This is a genomic window from Stenotrophomonas sp. AS1, from assembly GCF_048957655.1.
GTDB lineage: Bacteria > Pseudomonadota > Gammaproteobacteria > Xanthomonadales > Xanthomonadaceae > Stenotrophomonas > Stenotrophomonas bentonitica_A.
This window is the reverse complement of sequence record NZ_JARVXM010000007.1, coordinates 328,122-346,106: the sequence shown is the minus strand read 5'-3', so window position 1 is coordinate 346,106 and position 17,985 is coordinate 328,122. Positions and strand designations below refer to the sequence as shown.

Genomic DNA, 17,985 nt, shown 5'->3' with positions numbered 1-17,985 from the left:
GCCCTACGGGCGACTGCGGGACCTGCTGCTCAGGGAGTCGGACCCCTTCGCCGCAACGCCTCGAGCTCCTCGACCGTCGGTGCGGCTCCAACCCTCCCGCCGACCACGTCAATAGACAGAGGGGCGGTAGCCAGGTTTGCGGCCGGCGGAAGGACGTAGGGCGCCGCCTGAGATACCCGGGCCAAGCCGGTCAGGGCTGCCTGATTCACTGGGCGAGCAGCTTGGATCGTCCGAGCGAGGACAGGTGAATTGAGCGCCCTACCGGCCAGCAGGCCAGCTCCAGCCGCTTGCAACCACGGGTTGTCCCGTGAGGCCAAGAATCCACCACCACCAAGTCCGAGCATGCTGTACACCAACTCTCGCTGAGCGGTCCCGGAGTTCGCGATCGGGTCTTTAAGGACGTTCTGCCCGATCTGCGCAAGCTCGCGCATTTCACCAGTGCTGCCATTTCGCACCAGCGGATAGAGGCTCGCCGGCCGGATGTTGCCGCCTGCGCCCGCAACCTGCTGGAGTGCGCTCTCCGCGGTGCGCATGTTCGCCCACTGTGCGTTCGCCTGTCGCAGAGCCTCGGCATCCGCGCCGCCTACTGAGCGAGCGGCCGAAGCGTCAACCTCTCCCCGGAGCGCTCGCACCAAGCGACCTGTAGCGCTGCCGTCCATCACGTCCGCGAGGTCGCCGCGCAGATTTTGATAGCGAGCGCCTGGCACCTGCCCGTCTTCGAAAGCGTCCAGCACGCGTTGCACCTGGTTCCGGACGACTTGGGCATTGTCGGGTGTCAAATTGGTGGCGGCACGGCCCTCAATTTCGAGCATCCGGCGAATTGCCTCGTCATCCAGCGTGATGTTGTTCCTCGCGTACACGTCGTTGTACGTCTGACCGATGCGCTGACGAGCACCTGCCATCACCGCGTCGTCCAGGTACGCCTCATCTGCACCGAAAGTGCGACCAACAGCTCGATTGAACGCTTCCTGCTGACGCCGCGCCATGCCACCTGCGCCACTCAGAGGGACTGCATCCATCGCAGATTGCACGGTCTTCAGAAACTGAGAGTCGCTGACCTGTGCCGCCCGAAGCGGGATACCTGCGTGCTGAGCTGCTTCGATCGACCGCTGCACTGCAGGAGAGAGTGCGTTTCTCGCGCGGTTGGCAACGGTACCGAGTCCGGCTGCAATTCCCTGGCCAGCTACACCTGATCCAGCACCCAGCAGAGCGTTCGTCAGCCGGCTCTCATCTCCCGAGACAGGCTGTGCTCCAGAGAAGGCCCCGCCGCGAGCGGCTGCGCCGGCATATGGCGCGGCGCGCCCGAGCAAAGTAGTTGCCCGCCCTGCTACGCCACCGACCGGGATGGCCACTTGCGCGACCTGGCCAGTGATGTTGCCGGCGGTACCCCAGCCGGTGTTCATCAGCGGAGCGTCCAGAGCCCTGCTTTCGTCGATATCGGCCTGTACGCCCGCCCGCCAGTCGGTGAGGTCCACCCCGGGGATAGCGTCGCCAATTGCACCGCCGACTTGGCGAAGGCCGTTCCACGTGTCGTTTACCGACTTCCCCATCCCGGCCATGAATTTCTCGTAGCCGGACATGCCCTCAGTTGGATCCAAAATTTCAGCAGGCGCTGCCGCTGGCTGCTCCGCTGGTGTTTCCGTCTGACCGGAGAACTGCTGCTGCGCGTAAGCAAGCACCTGCTCTTCGGTTGCGTCATCCGGCGCAGTGATCTCGAAGACGCTTCCGTCCGGCGCAGTGATCTCGAAGGTTGCCATCATTTCACCTTCCTGATGCCCCACCCTGCCGGGGAAGGCGGTGTGGCGGTGGTGTTGTCGGAAAAGTCGTCCATGCCCGTCGCTTCCCGCAGCGCGTCGGCGCTGTACCCCTGTGCCGCCCAGGTTCGCGCTTGCCGCTTCAAAGCGCGCTGGATGACCGCTTGCTGGGCGGCGAGATTTTTCTTGATCGTCGCTGGGGCCATGTTCGCGTTGATGTCCGCCTTGTCGAACTCAGCCTGCTCGCTCGGCGTCAGCGCCGCGCCGAACAGCTCATTGCGGACCACGTTTTTCTGGCGGTCGTACTTCTGCCACCAATCCGATTGGCCCGGCGTGGCCCCGGGCAGGCCCAGGCGCCCCATCAGGTTCTCAGCATTGCCGCCTACTTTGTTCCCCGCGAAGCTGTCCTGGAACGTGTTGACCAAGCCGTCTAGGTTCGCCAGCTTGTCCGCATCGCCAGCCAGTTTGTTGATCGTCGGCGCGTTCAGCGCTTTCCCGCCGCCATCTCGCGGTTTATCCGCAGGCCCGCCAGGAATCGGCTCGAGGTCGCCGCTCGGCAGATAGCGATAGCCGCTTGGGGCCTTTCCACCCCCTTCTCCACCGCCGCCGCCACCAGAGCCCGACTTGTAGGCCCGAATCATGTCGGTCTGCGCTTGGGCGCCGTTTTTCGCGATCTCCGAGCGGCCAACGTCCGTGGCGTAGGTTTGCTGGTCAGGCTGTTCGTAGGGATTGAAGGTGGTATTCCCCTGAATCTTCGTCATCTCGAGCGGCCCCTTGGCGAGGCCCATGCTGTAGGCGCCAGCGGCCGGCAGGTTGCCCTGCAGTGCCTGCGTGACGATCCCCTCTCGGTTTCCATACTCCTGGCCCGAAAGGCGGGCAGTAGCGTATTCGTTCGGGTTCAGATTGGACCCGGCGAAAGCACCGGCGACACGCGCGGAGCCGGGGTCCCAGCCAGCAGCGATCAGCTCTTCGGCCAGCCCCGCCTGCTTCTCGCGCGCCCGCTCGGCCTCCATCGCTTTCTCTCGACTGAGGCGCGCGGTCTGCACGAGCTGGTCAAGCTGGGCAGCCCTTGCCATGCCGCGGTCATACGCCTGCTCACGCCCTGCCCCGCTCAGGCCGGCCAGCGCCTGGCCGACGGAGGCCCAGCCCTGGCTCATCGGCGGCGGCGCGGCGTTCGCCTGGAGAATGCTCATCAGGTCGGCCATGTCAGTACCCCCAGCGCTTCTGCATGTTGTTGTTGAAGATCGCCGTGTTGTTCGCCCCGGTGATGCTGTTGGCCTGCTTGGAGAGGCCGGATGTGTCCATTCCGCCTCCGCCGCCACCAGCAGCAGCGCCGGCGTAGATGCTCGCGATCTGGGAGAACGCGTCCATCCCCGGATCTCTGCGAATGCCCTGCAACCGCAGGTTCGAGAGGAAGTCGTCACTGATCGATCGGTTGCCGATCAGGCCCAGCTTGGAGCTCAGCTGTGCGTTCTGCTGCGCCTCCCCCTGTCGCTGGCGCATCGGGGCGTCGATGCGGCTCATCAGGTTGGCGGTGTCGCCGGCGTAGTCGCTGATTCCCAGCGCGGCGTCGTTGGCGGCCTGGCGGTAGGCAGACGATACCCCGCCTACCTGCTGCAGCCCGCTGGTGGCCGAGCCCTGCGCGGCGCGCACCTGGTTGAGATATTGGTCGAGCATCGAAGAGCGCGAGGCGTCGCCGTTGTTGCCTGCCCGATCCGCCAAGGTGTCCATGACCTCCCGGTCAGCTTCCTGCTGGCGTGCCGAGCGCTGCTGGATTTGCCGGCCGAGCTCGTTGTCTTGACGCTTTTGGGTCTGCTGAGTGTTGTGGTAATTCGCGCCGGCGCCAATGAGGAGAACTGCAGTTGCGATCCAGGTCATTTCGTTTCCCCTTCGATTTCCAGAGCCGCGTCGTCCGGCATGATCACAATCGCCTCGATCTTGTCGAGGTCGGTTTCGTCGGTCAGGTGGCTGGTGATCAGCACGCTGTCGGCATGGGCGTAGATGGCCCGTTTCATTCCGGGCAGCGAGTCGATGACGTGCGTGCCCTGCAGCTCGACCATGCCGCGCTCGGTGCGCACGGTGACGTGGCCGGTGACGATCAGCGCGTGCCGGTGGCGGTGGCGCTTGCCGACCAGCAGCGTCCCGGCCGGCATGACCAGCTTCCGCAGGTACTGCCCCGGCAGGAACGAGTGCTCCACCACGAAATCGTGCTGCGGCAGCTGGGCGATGGCGGCCTGCAGGCGGCAGATGTCGGCCAGCGTGGGATTGCTGACCGGCGCCATCATCGCGTCCAGTACTGCCAGGCTGTCGGCGGCAGTCATCAGCGGAACCCTCCAGACCCGTAGCCAGGTGAATAGAAGCTCTGGCCGTAGCTCTGGAAGCCCTTGCGCTCATCGGCCATCGTTCGGCTGCGGTCGAAGATGGACGACAGCCCGCCAAAGACATCACCCAAGGCATTTGCCTTCATCGCACCACGGCTGCCCTGCAGGTTTGCCTGCATGGCCTGCGCGGCCTGCTGAGCGCCGCTGGTGAGGCCCATGCCGGTACTGGCCTGCGAGATCAGGTTCATGCGCGAGTTGTCGTCGGCGGTGCGCAGATCAGCCGCGGCCTGCTGCGCCAGCCGGTCAGCGCTGAGGATGCCGGACTGGTAGTTCTCGCCCAGGGTCCGGTTGGCATCGATCGACGCCGTGCCGCCGGTCAGCCCGTTGCGCGCCATGGCGAACTTCAGGCTGCGATCGGCCACCCCCTTCTGCTTCTCCAGCTCGTTGGTATAGAACGACCGCGACGCCCCGAGGAAGTCGTTGATGTCGTTCTGCCGCGCCGCCCCGCCGTAGATGGCGTTGATCTGGTTGACGGCCTGGTTGATGTTGTTCTGGCGCCAGGATTCCTCCTGCGCTGCCTTGGTCGCTGAACCGTTGCTTCCGCCGCCCATCATTCACCCCGCATTCTTGAAAAGTGGGCGATGTCCTCGCCCCTGAGTCCGTAGCCGCGCGAGACGCCCTCGGGGCGCATGCCGAGCGAGCGTTCGAACCACTCGATGGCCTTCTCCCGCGACGTGATGGCGCTGGTCTGCACGCGGTGCGCCTGGGTCTCCAGCAGCCGGTCGATCAGCCAGCGGGTGGCCTTGGTCATCGCGCGCCACTGCTCGGCCCAGCCCTGTTCGGATCCGACCATCCATGACTGCCAGACGCCCGGGGCAACCGGATGGAAGCCGCCGGCAGCGGCCGGCATGCCATCGCTTCCCACCACCGTGAGCGCGAAGGGCGCTGACTGCGCCCAGGTGTTCACCAGCCAGTGCGCTGCGGTGTCCGGGTTGTAGTCCGGCGTGCCCATCACCGCGAGCAGCTGCGCCTGTTCGGTCTCGCGCATGCATTCGGCCAGGGCAACCAGGTGCACCGGCCGGCACGGGATGACATTCGAGGGCAATCGGGCGGTCTGCATGGGCAGATTCTTCACTCGTGGCCCCGTCGTTCAACGGATTCACGACATTCCCCTCAGATCCTGCAAATACAAGCTGAAGGCGTTCCACTGCCACCGCTCGGAGCCGTTGTAGGTCAGCTTCACCGACAACGAGGGGGCAGAAAGGGGCATCGGGATGACCATTCCGGGCACCGTGTCGGCAGAAACGGCGTAGGGATCGGTGAAATACCCGCCATTGCTCTGGTCGTAGCCGAACGACACGGAAACATCGCCTTCGCCGACGATGTCGAAGCCGAAAAGGTTCTTCGTCACGCCTGGTTGCCCGAAATCCAGCCATGGCCACTGGATTTCGCCCTCGAAGGGCTGCACGCCGGCGCCAGAAACCTCATCACCGGTCAGATCCTCGTTGAGGACGTGGATATCGTCGCCCGAGCGCAGGTACAGGTCGTCGCCGGAGATGGCCCAGTCGTCGACATCGAAGGGGAAGACGTAGCGGGACCAGGCCCCGACGCTCCCCACGCTGCTGATGGAGTAGACAAAGAATTCAGACACGAGGCCCTCCTGGGGAAACTGAGCGGTTGCCGCCACTACTGAGCGCGGTGGTGTGCATCAGGAGCCCCCAACGTTGGGGTCGATCCACGCGATGCCCGTTACGTCAGTGAGGGCCGATGGCACCGAGCGCTTTTGCCATGTCCAACCGTGATCCTCGCTCCAATACAGGCCAGAGGTACCACAAGCCGCCATGACCACTCCCTTCCCGGCCGCCACCTGTGCAGCTTTGCCGATGGTGACAGGAAGCAGCTGCCACTCCACGGCATCCAAGCTTCTTGCTACCCGTCCGGTTTCGTTGAAGGCAAGCCAGTAGACGCCATCAAAAAAGAGTTCCACCCCGAGATTGCTGGATCCTGGCAACGGGAAGCTGAAGACCGTCGACGACCACGTCGCTCCGAAGTCGTCGGAGTACTTGATGTTCGATCCGAAAGTCAGGTTGTCGTTGTAGAGGATTGCAATTCGAGCTCCGTCGGTTGCAATTCGAATAGACCCGAACGTTGAGGAGCCTGGCGCGAAATCAACGCCTGCCGTCCAAGTGACGCCGAAGTCAGTGGAAACCCGCGCGTTGCGGGGCGAGCTGGCTACGATCACCAGCCTGTTGCCGATCGAAAGGATGTCGTTTGCACGCGCGTTCGTCCCTGTAGCCGGCGTTTCCCAAGGCCCGTCAGGGTTCGCCCGCCGCAACAGCGGATTCACCCCGCCGCAGACGAAGGAATATCCGCCAGCGACTGCCATCCTGCCGCCACTGGCGCTGATGCTCGCGCTACCCGGGTTAAGCCATGTCTGTCCTTGATTCTTCGAATAACGGTAGGCAGTCGTGGCCGGATCGGATAGATGGAAGACTCCACCGAAGGACCATGCATAGCGCGCCGCTACCCCGGCGCTCGCAGTTGGCTGCCACGTGCCGATCTTGTAGGGGCCGAGATACGCGGGAGACGTTGCACCGGGACCGCGCGCGAGCCAAACCGCCTCATTGCCCACGACGGCGCTGTCGGCCACCTTCGCGATGGTGCCTTGCGCATCCGTCACCGAAACTTCCCAGGCAAACGAACCTGCCTCAGCGAACGAGTATGCGTACGTTCCATCTGCATTGATCGTCAGTCCCGGAGGCGGCGTCCCGCTCGACACAGCCACCACGCTGTATGGCTTGATCCCTCCGACGACGGTGTATTTGCCCGTCCCAAACTGACCGACAAGCCCGCCGGGGACGTCGCCGACGATTTTCAGCGGTGCGGGGGGATAGCCCGGGAAGCAGAGCCAATACTGGCCAGCGCTCGGGTAGTAAAGCCCCAGTGCCTGCTCGCCCGCTCCCTTCATCAGGCGCATGATCGGCTCGACCAGCGGGTCGATCGGCATGCCCACATCACCGGCCTGGTAGTTGGTCGAGCTCGCCGCGATCCCGATAGACCGGATGCCCTGCGACGAGGCGAAGAACAGGTCGTTGGCTACCGGTGCGATGGAGCGGTGCTGCGTGCTCCCCAGCGGCAGCGCGTCGATCAGGGCCATGCTGGCCGGATCTTCGTCCACCTGCCACAGCTGGAACGCCTCGGAGTTGAACACCACCAGGTTGCTGCGGTACAGGCCCATCGCCGCGACCGGGTTTGCCCCGTAGTTCTGCAGCCCGGTGGGCAGATAGCCGGCGTCATCGGGCGTCGTCCAGTCGAGCGGGTTCACCGTCGCGCTGTACCGGACGATGTCATCGTCACCGGCGAACACCTTGCTCGCGGCGATCACCACGATCTTGCTGTTGGGGCAGTTCGGATCCTCGACGCGGCGCGACACCGCCTTCCAGTCGATCGTGCCGTCACGGACAAAGCCGCCGATGTCGGTCGGCCAGTCGGGCTCGATCGATCCGCTCACATACAGCGGCGATGCCTCCCAGGTGACGCGCGTGGAGGCGACCGCCTCCCAGATCACGTCGTTGTCGATCACCTGCTGCCCGAGGATGGGCGGCCATGCCGGCTCGTCGCTGGCCGAGAATCCGGACTCAGGCTGCACGGCCTTGTAGACCAGCCCATCCGGCAGACCCGCGAAGGTTCCTGACACGGACAGGTTGTCGCCGAAGATGGCGTGCGTGTGGTCGGCCACGGAGAACAGCGCGATACCGGCTCGGGCGTAGGCCGCGCCAGCAGGCCGGGTGGCCGTCAGCTTGGACTGGTGCCACGCACCGCCGCTGCCGTCGCTGACGACGTTGCCGCGCTCGGACAGGATCAGCAGGTCGCTGCTGTCGTACCAGCGCACCTCCACCCAGCCCCGCGTCGCGCCGGCGATCGACGCGCCCTGCTGGATCATCGCGGTGGCTTCGAAGGTGCTCCCCGTGCTGGGGACGACCAGCTTGGTCTTGTTGAGGGCCAGACCCTCGGGCACGGAGCCAGGCATCCGCACGCAGCTGCCATTGCCGGAGTAACCGCCGGTCGTGACGAACTCGGCGCCGCCGGTGAAGTCCCAGTTGACGTTGCCCGCGGCGAAGTCGCCGTTCTCCACCTGCGCGGCGGTCGCCGTCGGGGCAGTGATGGGCTGGACGATGTCGCCGGGCTGGTAGAGGGTCCCCGGGTTCCAGACAGGAACGGCCATCAGCTTCTCCCCGACCCGTAACGATCTTTGACGCTGGGCGGCACCGCCGGCGTGGTGGTCGTGTTCGTCTCGAGCGCGTTCTGGATATTGGCGTCCTCGAACACCGTCTCGCCGGCGTTCGTCGGCCAGGCCGGCTCGGTCGTGCCCGAGCGCGCGGTAGCGCCGCTGGTCTCGATGACCGTGTACTTGTAGCCGTTGTCGGTGGTCGGCACGACAACATCACCGACCGCGCGGCCGACATTGGCCGCCCAAGGCAGATAGGCGGAGGTGTCACCCTCCAGTCGGTACGCCAGGCCATTGCCGTTGGTCGGGCGCACCAGCGTGCCGGGAAAGTAGGTCTTGCCGGGCTGCCAGATCTCGCCCTTTTCCAGCCAGTAATGGAACACGTCACCGCCATCGAACTCGGCGACCACGTACAGGAAGCCCAGGAACGGCATCGCGAAGTGGATCTGCTTGATCGGCGCGGCGGCGTTGTCCGGGTGCCGCAGAACCTCGATCTCCACCTGCGGCGACGGCGAGGCGATCACGTTGTTGGCGAACACCACGAACTTGCCCTGGAAGAAGACCAGGCCCTTCGTGCCCTCAGGCAGCGAATGCGCGATGCGCGTGCCCGGCCGGCACTTGATCGTGCGCGCCGCGGTCACGTAGCCGTTGACCAGGTCGTAGACCGAATCCTGCGAGGCACCGCCCTTGGTGCGCAGCCGGGTGATGCCTGCCTTGACCGTCGATAGGGACTGCTGCCTCATGGCGAATCCTCCGGCCAGCCGCCCACCGGGATCGGGCGCACAGCGTTGCGCGGGTCCGAAGTGCCGGGAATGTAGCGCCGCGTGAGGTGGTCGCCACGCACCAGGTCGCGGACGTAGGACGACAGCTGCGATGCGTAGTTGCCAGCGTCGGGCTGGCCGTAGTGCGCCTTGGCGTTGGCCAGCGCCAGCAGGAACACCGCTTCCGGGTCCACCGTCGTGAAGTTGCCGTCGGCGGTCAGCGGCATCAGGCCGAACTGCCCCTTGATCCGCAGCTGCCAGGTATCGTCCACCGGTGCCGGCCACAGCTCGATGCACTGGCGGACCTCGTAGTGGCTGGGGATGCCCGGGCCGCGCGAGGTGTACATGACCGGATCAATGCCGCAGTACAGCGGGCGCCAGTTGCCGTCGCCCTGCGACAGGCCGGCCCAGCTGATCATGCGCGGATCCAGCTGCTTGGTGCAGCCGTCAGCGTTCGCGTCCAGGTCGTAGAAGCGCGTGCCGGGCACGAGGTTCCAGGTGTAGAACCGCTCGCGCCGGAGAACTGAGTAGCGCCGGAACAGCAGCTCCTGCGCACTGGTGATGAAGTCGGTGAGCAGCTCGGCCATCCCCGGAGGCGGGTTGTTGGCCTGCACGGCGAAGCCCAGGCGACGCAGCAGACGCTTCCGCATCTCCAGCAGCATGGTCCGGGGATAGTCGTCGTCGCACTCGCAGTTGTAGCTGATGGGATCTGCCATTGTCGTTCCCGAAGAAAAGACGGCCGACCAGGTCTCCCCGGCCGGCCGCCACCCTCGCCGCCAGCGGGGGATTACTGGTTGCCGGTGCGCTTCTCGCGCTCGGCTTCGATCGCAGCGTGGACGCCAGCGCGGTCCTTGCCGGCCGCTTCGTCTTCCGCCAGCTGGTCAAGCTCTTCGTCGGACAGGCCGCTCAGCGATGCGGTGATCTGCGCGATGGTGCCGCTGGCCAGGTTGCCGTCGTCCTCGCCGTCTTCGTCCTTGGCGCTGGCTTTGACACCGAGAGCCTTCAGCCGCTTCTCCAGGTCACGCACCTTCGGGTAGAGCTGCTTGCGGGCCAAGTCGCCCTCGCCCGTGGTCTGGTACTTGGACACCAGGCCGTCGAAGGCCTTCTGCACGTCGAAGTCTTCGACATCGAGGTCCTTGCCCTGCCCTTCGACTTCGTGGACCAGCTCTTCCCCGTAGATCTCTTCCAGGATGGTCTGTTCGTACTCCGGCACCATGACCGGGATTTTCGTGCTGGCATCGCGGTCGATCAGCAGCAGCACGTGCGGGATCTTGGTCTTGGCCATTACTGGACTCCTTCAAGCGTCAGCTCGGTGGCCGCCGCCGGCGCAGTGGTGACGTTGGCGCGGATGTAGTTGGGCAGGTCGGGGATCTCCACCGGGAAGGTGGTCGCCGAGTTGAGCGTCAGCAGCGTGGTGAAGGTGCCAGCCACGCCGGCCGCAGTCTTCGGCGCGCCCTGCAGCTGCACCACGCCGGTGCCGAGACCGCCAGACGGGCCAAACAGCAGGCCCTCACGGCCTTCGCCGCCCAGCAGCGGGGTGACGTCCAGGGCCACGACAGCGCCTGCGCTGACGGTAGCCGGGACCACGATCTTCTTGATGTTGGGCATTTCAGGTCTCCCGCCGGCGAGGGGCTGCCCCGCCGGCTGATAGGGGTCAGGCGATCGAGAAGACCGCGTTGCTGTTGCGCTTCTTCGTGGTCAGGCCGTAATCGGCCGTCTGCCCGAAGTAGTGCGTGTAGCGGTCATAGACGCGCGGCGGGGTGCGCTTGATCATCCAGCGGCCCTGGACCGGACGCAGGGTCAGGGTCTTGCTGTTGAGGAAGTAGCCGCGCTTGGTCCACGGGTAGGTGATCGCACCCAGGCGGGCGTCGATGACCTCGAAGGACGGATCCCACACCACCGGCACGCCCTTGAAGGCCAGCGCCTTGGTGGACGGGTCCAGGGTGATGCCGCCGGTGGTGTTCACGCCCATGGTGATCTGGCGCGACATCACCTTCAGGGCATCGGCCTGGATGGCGTCGTACATCGCCGCGCCCACGAAGATGGCGTTGGGCTGGCCCATCTTTCCGTAGGTGATGGTCTGGCGCCACAGGGTTTCCATGTGGCTGATCAGGTTGCCGGCGGTGGCCGTGCTGATGCCCATGTCGGCGAAGTTGCGCCAGTACGGCGAGGTGGCCGCATCGATGCCGCCGATGACACCCACGTTCGGGGTGGTGCTGACCAGCGCGTCCAGACCCGGAACGGCCTTCGGGTTGGTCGAGCCGTCCAGATGGACTTCGATGTCCCAGTTTTCCTGGAAGCCATCCTTCAGCGTCGACCAGTTCTCGTCGAGCAGGTTGACGATCTGGATCTTCTCGGCGTCCGACATGACGGCGTTCTTGTCGTCGGTCAGGATGATGCCGTTGTTGGCCAGCTCGGTCTCGTTCAGCGTGAAGCCGTCGTGCGCTTCGTAGTGCTGGAACGGTGCCTTCCGGACGGTGTCCTTCCGGTTGTAGGTGACCTGGTCGTCGCCGGTGTAGTTCTGGTAGTTCGAGTCGTTCGAGATGCGCACCTTCTCGTTGAAGATGCCGTTGCCGAAGGTCGAGTCCTTCTTGTTGGCGATCAGCCAGGACGCGAACGGGCGCTCGGTGGAGAACTGGTCGATGGGGTCGTTTGCCGCGTACGACTCCATCTGACGGTTGGCACCAGCCAGCAGCTGGGCAGTGGTCAAGGGCATGGTTGTAGCCTCGAAGGGAAAGAGAGGAGGCCCGTGGGGCCTTTGGTCTTTCCGCGCTCGAGGAGTGCGAACCCTCTTTCAGCACTACCGGTGGCGAACCCGGCTTACGTCACACGCGGTGTCGGCATCTGCCGATGGGGGCGACTATGCGCGGGGGGTCGGGACTGTCAACGGACAAAAAGAAACCCCGCCGGAGCGGGGTTCCCAGCAGCCTTACCAGCTGACTACAAACAACTCACTGTTGCTACCAGGTCCAATCTGATAGCCATCCTTCTTAAGCTCTTCAAAAAGCGCTTCGTAGCTGTGCGCCGGGTGCTTCTGGGACCGCGCGAACAGAACCGACCGGTCGCCGGCCTCCGCCTGCCTTTCAATTGACGAGTAGATGGAATCCCGCAGCTCGCTATGCAACCCAGACCCGCCAGCCTCTTCGCTTTTGCGACGTGCTTCATCAGCATTCATGCTCTATTTGCTTCCATTCAAGGCCGGATCATTCCGGCCTCGGGATTCTGCCACGTCACCCCCACATCCCGTACCGCACGATCAGGATGGCGTGGATCTGCCGGGCCAGCTTCGACGGCACGGGCCAGCTCATCGGCCCTGCGCCTGTGCTTCTGCCACGCCGAAGGCGAAGGCGTCGGTCGGGTTCTTCGGGGTGGCCGGCACTGCCGGGGCGGCGCTGGCGCGGGCCGGGTTGTTCGGGCGCGAGGCGACCGCCGGAGCTGCTGCAGGGATCGGCGGCAGGCGCTGGTAGGCCTGCTGGATGGCAGCGGCCCACTGTGCCGGCGGCATGGTGCTCTGGATGATCTCGACCGTCGGCGCGAGGTAGGCGAACTTCTGCTGGAACTGCGGGTCGGCGGTGCGCAGCTGGGCGCCGAGGTCAGCCACCGCCTGCAGGCCCATCTGCTCGGCCTGCTGCGACTGGCTGAGCCGCTGCTGGTTCTGCTGCTGCTCGTTCTGCAGCACGCCACGCTGCCGGTGCTGGACCAGCTCGACGGCGGCGGCCCGGTCCAGATCGCCGGTCTTCACCTTCTCGGCCAAGTCAGGATGGGCGGCGAGCGGATCGAAGCCCGGCGCTTCACGGCCCAGCTTCTCGCCCAGGAACTTCAGCTCGGCCTCCATCGTCTCGTAGGCGCGGTTCATGCGCACCGGGTCGCCGGAGTTGATGTCGGTCAGGTACAGCAGCGTAGCGCCGAACTGCTGCGGCGTGGTGCCGGTGGACTGGATGGTCTGCTCCCAGTCGGTCACCTTGCCGGCGCGTTCGCGGAGTGAGTCGGCCTCGCTGGCCCGCTCGGACAGCTCGCGGAAACGCTTCTGCGTGCGGTCGTTGGTGATGCCCAGGTCCTTGATCTCGTCCTCGACGGACTTCGGCGCCTCGGGCTGGGCCGGTGCAGCGGGCGCGGCGTTGGGATCAGCAGCAGCCGGTGCGGGAGGCTGGCCGCCCTCGCCTTCCACCGGTGCTGCCGGTGCAGCCGGATCGGCCACAGCAGCAGGATCAGCCGGAGGAACCACAACGGGCGGCGCTTCGGCCGTCTCGGCGGCGCGGGCTTCCTCCACGCCAGCGGCGAAGGCGTCCAGCTGCTCAGTGGCAGGCGCTTCCACCTGCTCGGTGACGGTCTGGTCGGTGTCAGGCGCAGGCGCGGCGGCCTGCAGGGTTTCGTTGATATCAGGCATGGTGGTCCTCGTTTAGGCGGCGGGGAGTTCGGGTTCAGGCGGCAGCATTTCGGGCGGCAGCTGCATGCCGGGGTCTTGCATCGCCAGGGCGGCGGGATCGTTCGCCGCGGGCAGCGGCAGGCCACCAGGCCCGGGGGCGCCTGGCATGCCGGGGACCATCGGCAGCTGCGGAGGCAACTGCGGGATGATCGAGTACGGGTCGATACTGGTGTCGCCGGTGCGCTTGATGGTCTCCACCACCAGCTGCTCCAGCTTGTCGGCGATGTCCTGCGGCGTGGATTGGCGCATCTGGCCGATCTGCAGCACCGCCTGCTGCAGCTGCGGCAGAAGCACCGACCACTGCTGCTGCTTCACGGCCGTGGCCGGCTTGCCCGACGACCCAGCCCGGATATCCACGGTCACCAGCGCCTCGATGAGCGAGAGCTGGTCGGTGTTGATCCAGAAGGCCTCAGGGCCGGCGATGTTCACCACGTCGTCCTGCGTGAGGCCGTTGGGCGACATGGCCAGCTCGGCCGTGTACTGGGCGAAGTCGCTCAGCACCTCGTCCAGGGTGTCGCGGGCGTAGCCGATGCGCGACTCGGTGCCCTGCTGCTGGATGTCGGCCTCGGTGGCGGTCTTGGCCACGGTGATGGTGGACGACAGCGCCTCCTGGATGCCCCAGATCAGCTCCAGTTCGGAGCGGATGGTGGACGTGTCGTAGAGCGCCGGGTCGATCTGGTTGTACTGGATCGGGAACACCACCGTGTTCGGCGAGGCCCCATTGAGGTTGAGCGGGATCATTTCTCCGATCCCGCCCGCCTTCATCTTGTTGGCTTCATCCGGATCTACCGCGCCGGCGTCGAAGCCCAGCTTCGGGATCGAGCGGCGGCGGTGCTCGCGGTAGTTGGTGCGGATCCGGTCGTACTCGTCCAGCAGCTCGCGGGAGCGGTCCACCAGCGACTGCGAGTGCCGGCGGCCGTCGACCCACAGCGGCGCCCACTGGAAGAACGGGTAGAAGCGGCTGGACGCCTGGTCCGGAGTCACCCATTCGCGCAGGTAGCGCTTCAGCCCCACCGCGATGGTGGCGAACTGCCGGGTCTTCAGGTTCCAGATCTCCCACAGGCAGACGCAGGCCTCATCGCCACTGGCCGTGGACTGGCCGGCACTGCCGGTCGAGTAGGCGTCCGCGTCGCTGTCGGTGATCTTGCCGGCGTCCTTCTCGGTGTCGGTCGGGCGGACGTTGTAGAACTTGGTGGCGCTGCCCAGCCGCTCAGCGTGCTCGGGGTACGCGGCCTTGGCATCGGCCAGCGGCATGAAGATGCGTTGCGCGTTCCACGGGCTGTTCACGTAGTCGCGCAGGCACGGCAGGGACACGGCGGACTGCATGTCCTCGGCGCGCACGAAGTCCAGCACGAGGGCACTGGAGATCACCGTCTCCACGCCCTGCTCCAGGCTGGCCATCTGCTGCTCGTACATGGCGCGCAGCTCGTCCGGGTTCGGAGCATCGCCTTCGGCCAGCTGGCGCTCGGTGTCCCCCAGCGCGGCGATCTGGGCCCGCAGCGTTCCGATCTGCTGGTCGGTGGCCGGGTCGCGGTCGGTCTCGCGGTGCCAGGCGGCTTTGAACCAGCCAACGCCCACGCTCAGGCCCGAACGCACGAAGGGATCGGCCACTGCCTTCAGCCTGCCCTTCTTCCACAGCGAGTCGATGACGATCTCCAGCGTGCGCGACAGCATCTTCGCGTCTTCGGTGCGGCTGGACCCGGCGCTGTCGGCCGGCTGGACGCTGGTCTCGGGGTTCCGGGCGTACAGGAAGCCGGTCAGGATGTTCACGTAGGTGGCGGCGATTGGCACCGACACGTCGAAGACCTGGGGATCCGAAGAGCCGCGGCAGTAGCGCCGGTCGCGCGCGTAGCCCTTGCGGGCATCCTTGTCGAACTCGCGGGCGAACTCGATCCGCTTGTGCCAGGCAGCTACGTCAGCCTCTTCCTGCAGGATGCGCTCGGCCTCGGCCGCCCGCTCCTGCTCGGCCATCGCGTCAGCGTCCAGCGCATCGGCGAAGGCGAATTCATTGGTATCGGGCGTCACAGGTTGTTTCTCCTACGGGCAGCGACGTCGTTGTCGTCATCGGGCCGGGATTCCAGCCATCTGCGGGTATGGGGCACCAGGGGGGCACTCCGTTCAACGGATGGGCGCTCGCGGGCGCTGGCCACGGCCGGGAACCTGGTGTGGATGAAGTAGCCCAGGGCATCAGGCCCATGGTCGAAGCCGGTCGTCTTGTCCGGCATGCCGTTGTCGTCGTAGGCCTGCTTCTCCAGCGCCTCGGTCAGCTTCGGACAGCCATAGGCGTTCACCAGCAGCCGGCGCTTGCCCTTGGCGTTACATAGCATGGCGTTCACGCTGACCACGCGCGCGCGGATGCGGGGGTTGGCCGCCGGCACGCGGACGGTGAAGCCAGCAGCGCGCAGCAGGCCCAGGTCGGAGATGCTGGCGTTGTTGGTGTGCGCGCTGCCGCCGCTGGCATCGGGATAGACCGTGATGCGCCGGTCGGGGAACCGATCCTTCAGCGCCTGGATCATGGCCGGCGTGTCACGAATACCGGTCAGCTCCTCCAGCGCCAGAGGCTGGTCGCCGCGGATCACGCACACGATGCCGGTCATGTTCATCACGTTGAAGTCCATGCCGACGTGCAGCGGCTCGTCCTCCGCGACCGTGGCCATGGTGCCGTTGAGCTTCCGGCTGAAGATGCCGTAGACCGACCCCGTGGTCAGGTTCACGAACAGCCCCCGGATGTACGCCAACACCAGCTGCTCGGGGTACGTCTCAAACAGGGACTCGATGTAGTCCTCCGGCAGGAAGGCCTCGTTGTCGTAGGTGCTGGCATGCACCTTGCCGTACAGCGCGGCCTTCTTCGGGTCGCTCCCGGGGATCTGCTCGAACTGCTCGTAGACGAAGTTGAACCCCTCTGGGGTGGTCGTCACGTCGATGCCGTTCTGCAGGCCAGGAGCCTTCACGCGCAGGCGGGCGATGATCTTGCGCCAAGCCTCGTGGGCCTTCTTCTTCTTCAGGGTGTCGATCTCATCGACCAGGGCCTTGCCGACCTTGAAGCCCACGATGCTGGCCGGCTTGTCCATCGACCGGCAGATGACCGTGGTGCGGTACTGCCTGCCCGCGTACAGGTGCACCTCCTTGTTCGACTGGTTGATCTGCGCTCGCAGGCCCCAGTCGAAGGCCACCTCCTCCACGGTCGGGTAGAAGATGTCGCGGATCTGGGGGTAGCTCGGGGCGAAGTAGCCGGCCGGGATGCGCGGGAACTGCCAGGCGTGCTGGCACAGCGACCCGCACCCGACCCAGGTCTTCCCTGAGCCAAATCCACCGACGAAGGCCCGGAACTTGTGCGGCAGCTGCAGGAACTCGGCCTGCGGCTCGTTAAGCGTCGGCACGCTTGCGGCCGCTCACGACGGTGACAGTGACCGCAGCTGGTGGCGGCGCGTCGTCGTTGAAGCCCTCCGGCTTGTCGCGCCAGTTCTCGGGCTTGCGGTTCTTCAGCCAGAAGATCATCGAGGTCGGGTCCGGCGGGTACTGCTTGTCCGTGGTGGTGACCACGACCTCCCCGTCCACGACCCGCACATCGTCCTCCCGGCAGCGGTAGCCGGTGGCGCGTTCGAACAGCGCCCGCTCCACTCGCAGGTCCGCCTCGGCCTTGCTGAGTTTTAAGGCTTCCGAAAACTCGGGGTGTTTCAGCTTCCACAGGCTCACCGTGGAGATGGCCACGTCGAAGAACTCGGCCACTTCGGGGTCTGTGCAGCCCTTCTTGCCCAGCAGAGCTGCCTGTCTGGCGAACTCCGGCTTGTACTTGCTCGGGCGGCCGCCTGGACCCTTGGGCTTGCCCTTCGGGGTCGGGGCCTGTTGTGTCTTCTTCCGGGGCATCACCTGCCCCCGTAGGTTCGAATGAACGTCAGACCTGCGGCCCGGGCATCGGCCATGACCTGGTCCGCCGAAGGTGTCTCGGCTCCCTTCAGGACGAAGAAGTAGGCTCCCTCCAGGACACCTGCCGGCATCAACCTGTCCCGGTAGCCTGCGATCTCGACGTCGTAGAACTCGGACAGGACCGGCTGAGAAATGACGTCGCCGCCTGAGGGAATGCGCACCTTTCCGTTTTTTGCTCGCCGGCGTGGCATCAGCCTGCCACGGCACAGTTGGGAGGTAAGCACCTCTCCGTGCCAGCTTCCGCCGTAGGCAATGCCCTTGATCTCTCTGTTCGCAGGGGTTGGTTCGGCAGTTCCCAAGGTGCAAAGGTCGGCGCCATCCGAAACGCCCGCCGCAAGGCGGCAACCCTGTGCTGCCTGCACGCTGTTGTCGACACCTGCGTGCTGGTCGCCCCGGTACTCTTTGACGCCCCGGGTGGCGCCTCCAACGTGGTTCTGCCAGCCCGGGATCGGCCGGTTGTCGGTCGGCCTGACCGTTCCATCGGCCTCAACGATCGAGGCGTGCGGGTCGGTCAGGGCATGCAGTCGGGATTCGGGCGTCTGGCGGTCGCTCATGGGCCTATTACGCG

The 17,985-nt window shown here is 65.7% G+C and carries 19 protein-coding genes; all 19 read right to left on the bottom strand.

What is annotated here, in order from left to right; translation table 11 throughout:
• Nucleotides 1–29 precede the first annotated feature (29 nt).
• Nucleotides 30–1,757, bottom strand: coding sequence for a hypothetical protein (locus tag PV764_RS13365; RefSeq protein ID WP_421116835.1), 1,728 nt, complete (start codon nt 1,755–1,757; stop codon nt 30–32).
• Entirely contained in the window at nt 1,757–2,959 is a 1,203-nt protein-coding gene (locus tag PV764_RS13360; RefSeq protein WP_421116834.1) for a hypothetical protein, read from the bottom strand. The genes PV764_RS13365 and PV764_RS13360 overlap by 1 nt, the downstream gene beginning before the upstream one ends.
• 1 nt (nt 2,960) lies before the next feature.
• Entirely contained in the window at nt 2,961–3,632 is a 672-nt protein-coding gene (locus PV764_RS13355; protein ID WP_421116833.1) for a hypothetical protein, read from the bottom strand.
• Entirely contained in the window at nt 3,629–4,075 is a 447-nt protein-coding gene (locus PV764_RS13350) for a hypothetical protein (RefSeq protein ID WP_421116832.1), read from the bottom strand. The genes PV764_RS13355 and PV764_RS13350 overlap by 4 nt, the downstream gene beginning before the upstream one ends.
• Complete coding sequence (locus tag PV764_RS13345; protein ID WP_421116831.1) at nt 4,075–4,689, bottom strand: hypothetical protein; 615 nt, start codon at nt 4,687–4,689, stop codon at nt 4,075–4,077. The genes PV764_RS13350 and PV764_RS13345 overlap by 1 nt, the downstream gene beginning before the upstream one ends.
• Complete coding sequence (locus PV764_RS13340; RefSeq protein ID WP_343313677.1) at nt 4,686–5,195, bottom strand: hypothetical protein; 510 nt, start codon at nt 5,193–5,195, stop codon at nt 4,686–4,688. Before PV764_RS13340 ends, PV764_RS13345 begins: the two co-directional genes overlap by 4 nt.
• Nucleotides 5,196–5,234: 39 nt before the next feature.
• Nucleotides 5,235–5,726 (bottom strand): hypothetical protein, encoded by a 492-nt coding sequence (locus PV764_RS13335; RefSeq protein WP_421116830.1) that lies wholly within the window; start codon nt 5,724–5,726, stop codon nt 5,235–5,237.
• A 57-nt stretch (nt 5,727–5,783) separates the two neighbouring features.
• On the bottom strand, nt 5,784–8,300 hold the full coding sequence (locus PV764_RS13330; protein WP_421116829.1) for a hypothetical protein: 2,517 nt from the start codon (nt 8,298–8,300) through the stop codon (nt 5,784–5,786).
• The gene (locus PV764_RS13325; protein ID WP_343313671.1) at nt 8,300–9,046 is read right to left on the bottom strand and encodes a hypothetical protein; all 747 of its coding nucleotides are present in this window, start codon (nt 9,044–9,046) and stop codon (nt 8,300–8,302) included. Before PV764_RS13325 ends, PV764_RS13330 begins: the two co-directional genes overlap by 1 nt.
• Nucleotides 9,043–9,780, bottom strand: a complete 738-nt coding sequence (locus tag PV764_RS13320) for a hypothetical protein (protein WP_421116828.1) — start codon at nt 9,778–9,780, stop codon at nt 9,043–9,045. Before PV764_RS13320 ends, PV764_RS13325 begins: the two co-directional genes overlap by 4 nt.
• A gap of 71 nt (nt 9,781–9,851) precedes the next feature.
• Nucleotides 9,852–10,349, bottom strand: a complete 498-nt coding sequence (locus PV764_RS13315) for a hypothetical protein (RefSeq protein ID WP_421116827.1) — start codon at nt 10,347–10,349, stop codon at nt 9,852–9,854.
• Nucleotides 10,349–10,672, bottom strand: coding sequence for a hypothetical protein (locus PV764_RS13310; protein WP_343313664.1), 324 nt, complete (start codon nt 10,670–10,672; stop codon nt 10,349–10,351). Before PV764_RS13310 ends, PV764_RS13315 begins: the two co-directional genes overlap by 1 nt.
• A 46-nt stretch (nt 10,673–10,718) precedes the next feature.
• On the bottom strand, nt 10,719–11,780 hold the full coding sequence (locus tag PV764_RS13305; RefSeq protein WP_343313662.1) for a phage major capsid protein: 1,062 nt from the start codon (nt 11,778–11,780) through the stop codon (nt 10,719–10,721).
• Nucleotides 11,781–11,993: 213 nt separating this feature from the next.
• Nucleotides 11,994–12,239 carry a hypothetical protein gene (locus PV764_RS13300; RefSeq protein ID WP_421116826.1) on the bottom strand — a complete coding sequence of 82 codons (246 nt, stop codon included), beginning with the start codon at nt 12,237–12,239 and terminating at the stop codon, nt 11,994–11,996.
• Nucleotides 12,240–12,368: 129 nt separating this feature from the next.
• Entirely contained in the window at nt 12,369–13,451 is a 1,083-nt protein-coding gene (locus tag PV764_RS13295) for a hypothetical protein (protein WP_421116825.1), read from the bottom strand.
• 12 nt (nt 13,452–13,463) lie between these two features.
• Nucleotides 13,464–15,515 carry a hypothetical protein gene (locus PV764_RS13290; protein ID WP_421116824.1) on the bottom strand — a complete coding sequence of 684 codons (2,052 nt, stop codon included), beginning with the start codon at nt 15,513–15,515 and terminating at the stop codon, nt 13,464–13,466.
• Nucleotides 15,512–16,870 carry a phage terminase large subunit gene (locus tag PV764_RS13285; RefSeq protein WP_390330002.1) on the bottom strand — a complete coding sequence of 453 codons (1,359 nt, stop codon included), beginning with the start codon at nt 16,868–16,870 and terminating at the stop codon, nt 15,512–15,514. The genes PV764_RS13290 and PV764_RS13285 overlap by 4 nt, the downstream gene beginning before the upstream one ends.
• The gene (locus tag PV764_RS13280; RefSeq protein WP_421116823.1) at nt 16,857–17,357 is read right to left on the bottom strand and encodes a terminase; all 501 of its coding nucleotides are present in this window, start codon (nt 17,355–17,357) and stop codon (nt 16,857–16,859) included. The genes PV764_RS13285 and PV764_RS13280 overlap by 14 nt, the downstream gene beginning before the upstream one ends.
• Nucleotides 17,357–17,971, bottom strand: a complete 615-nt coding sequence (locus PV764_RS13275) for a hypothetical protein (protein WP_421116822.1) — start codon at nt 17,969–17,971, stop codon at nt 17,357–17,359. The genes PV764_RS13280 and PV764_RS13275 overlap by 1 nt, the downstream gene beginning before the upstream one ends.
• Nucleotides 17,972–17,985: the final 14 nt, after the last annotated feature.

Coding starts and splice junctions, on each gene's coding strand:
- PV764_RS13310 (WP_343313664.1), bottom strand. CDS start 10,672: ATGCCCAACATCAAGAAGATCGTGGTCCCGGCTACCGTCAGCGCAGGC.
- PV764_RS13355 (WP_421116833.1), bottom strand. CDS start 3,632: ATGACCTGGATCGCAACTGCAGTTCTCCTCATTGGCGCCGGCGCGAAT.
- PV764_RS13330 (WP_421116829.1), bottom strand. CDS start 8,300: ATGGCCGTTCCTGTCTGGAACCCGGGGACCCTCTACCAGCCCGGCGAC.
- PV764_RS13325 (WP_343313671.1), bottom strand. CDS start 9,046: ATGAGGCAGCAGTCCCTATCGACGGTCAAGGCAGGCATCACCCGGCTG.
- PV764_RS13300 (WP_421116826.1), bottom strand. CDS start 12,239: ATGAATGCTGATGAAGCACGTCGCAAAAGCGAAGAGGCTGGCGGGTCT.
- PV764_RS13350 (WP_421116832.1), bottom strand. CDS start 4,075: ATGACTGCCGCCGACAGCCTGGCAGTACTGGACGCGATGATGGCGCCG.
- PV764_RS13280 (WP_421116823.1), bottom strand. CDS start 17,357: ATGCCCCGGAAGAAGACACAACAGGCCCCGACCCCGAAGGGCAAGCCC.
- PV764_RS13345 (WP_421116831.1), bottom strand. CDS start 4,689: ATGATGGGCGGCGGAAGCAACGGTTCAGCGACCAAGGCAGCGCAGGAG.
- PV764_RS13365 (WP_421116835.1), bottom strand. CDS start 1,757: ATGGCAACCTTCGAGATCACTGCGCCGGACGGAAGCGTCTTCGAGATC.
- PV764_RS13320 (WP_421116828.1), bottom strand. CDS start 9,780: ATGGCAGATCCCATCAGCTACAACTGCGAGTGCGACGACGACTATCCC.
- PV764_RS13305 (WP_343313662.1), bottom strand. CDS start 11,780: ATGCCCTTGACCACTGCCCAGCTGCTGGCTGGTGCCAACCGTCAGATG.
- PV764_RS13295 (WP_421116825.1), bottom strand. CDS start 13,451: ATGCCTGATATCAACGAAACCCTGCAGGCCGCCGCGCCTGCGCCTGAC.
- PV764_RS13360 (WP_421116834.1), bottom strand. CDS start 2,959: ATGGCCGACCTGATGAGCATTCTCCAGGCGAACGCCGCGCCGCCGCCG.
- PV764_RS13275 (WP_421116822.1), bottom strand. CDS start 17,971: ATGAGCGACCGCCAGACGCCCGAATCCCGACTGCATGCCCTGACCGAC.
- PV764_RS13315 (WP_421116827.1), bottom strand. CDS start 10,349: ATGGCCAAGACCAAGATCCCGCACGTGCTGCTGCTGATCGACCGCGAT.
- PV764_RS13340 (WP_343313677.1), bottom strand. CDS start 5,195: ATGCAGACCGCCCGATTGCCCTCGAATGTCATCCCGTGCCGGCCGGTG.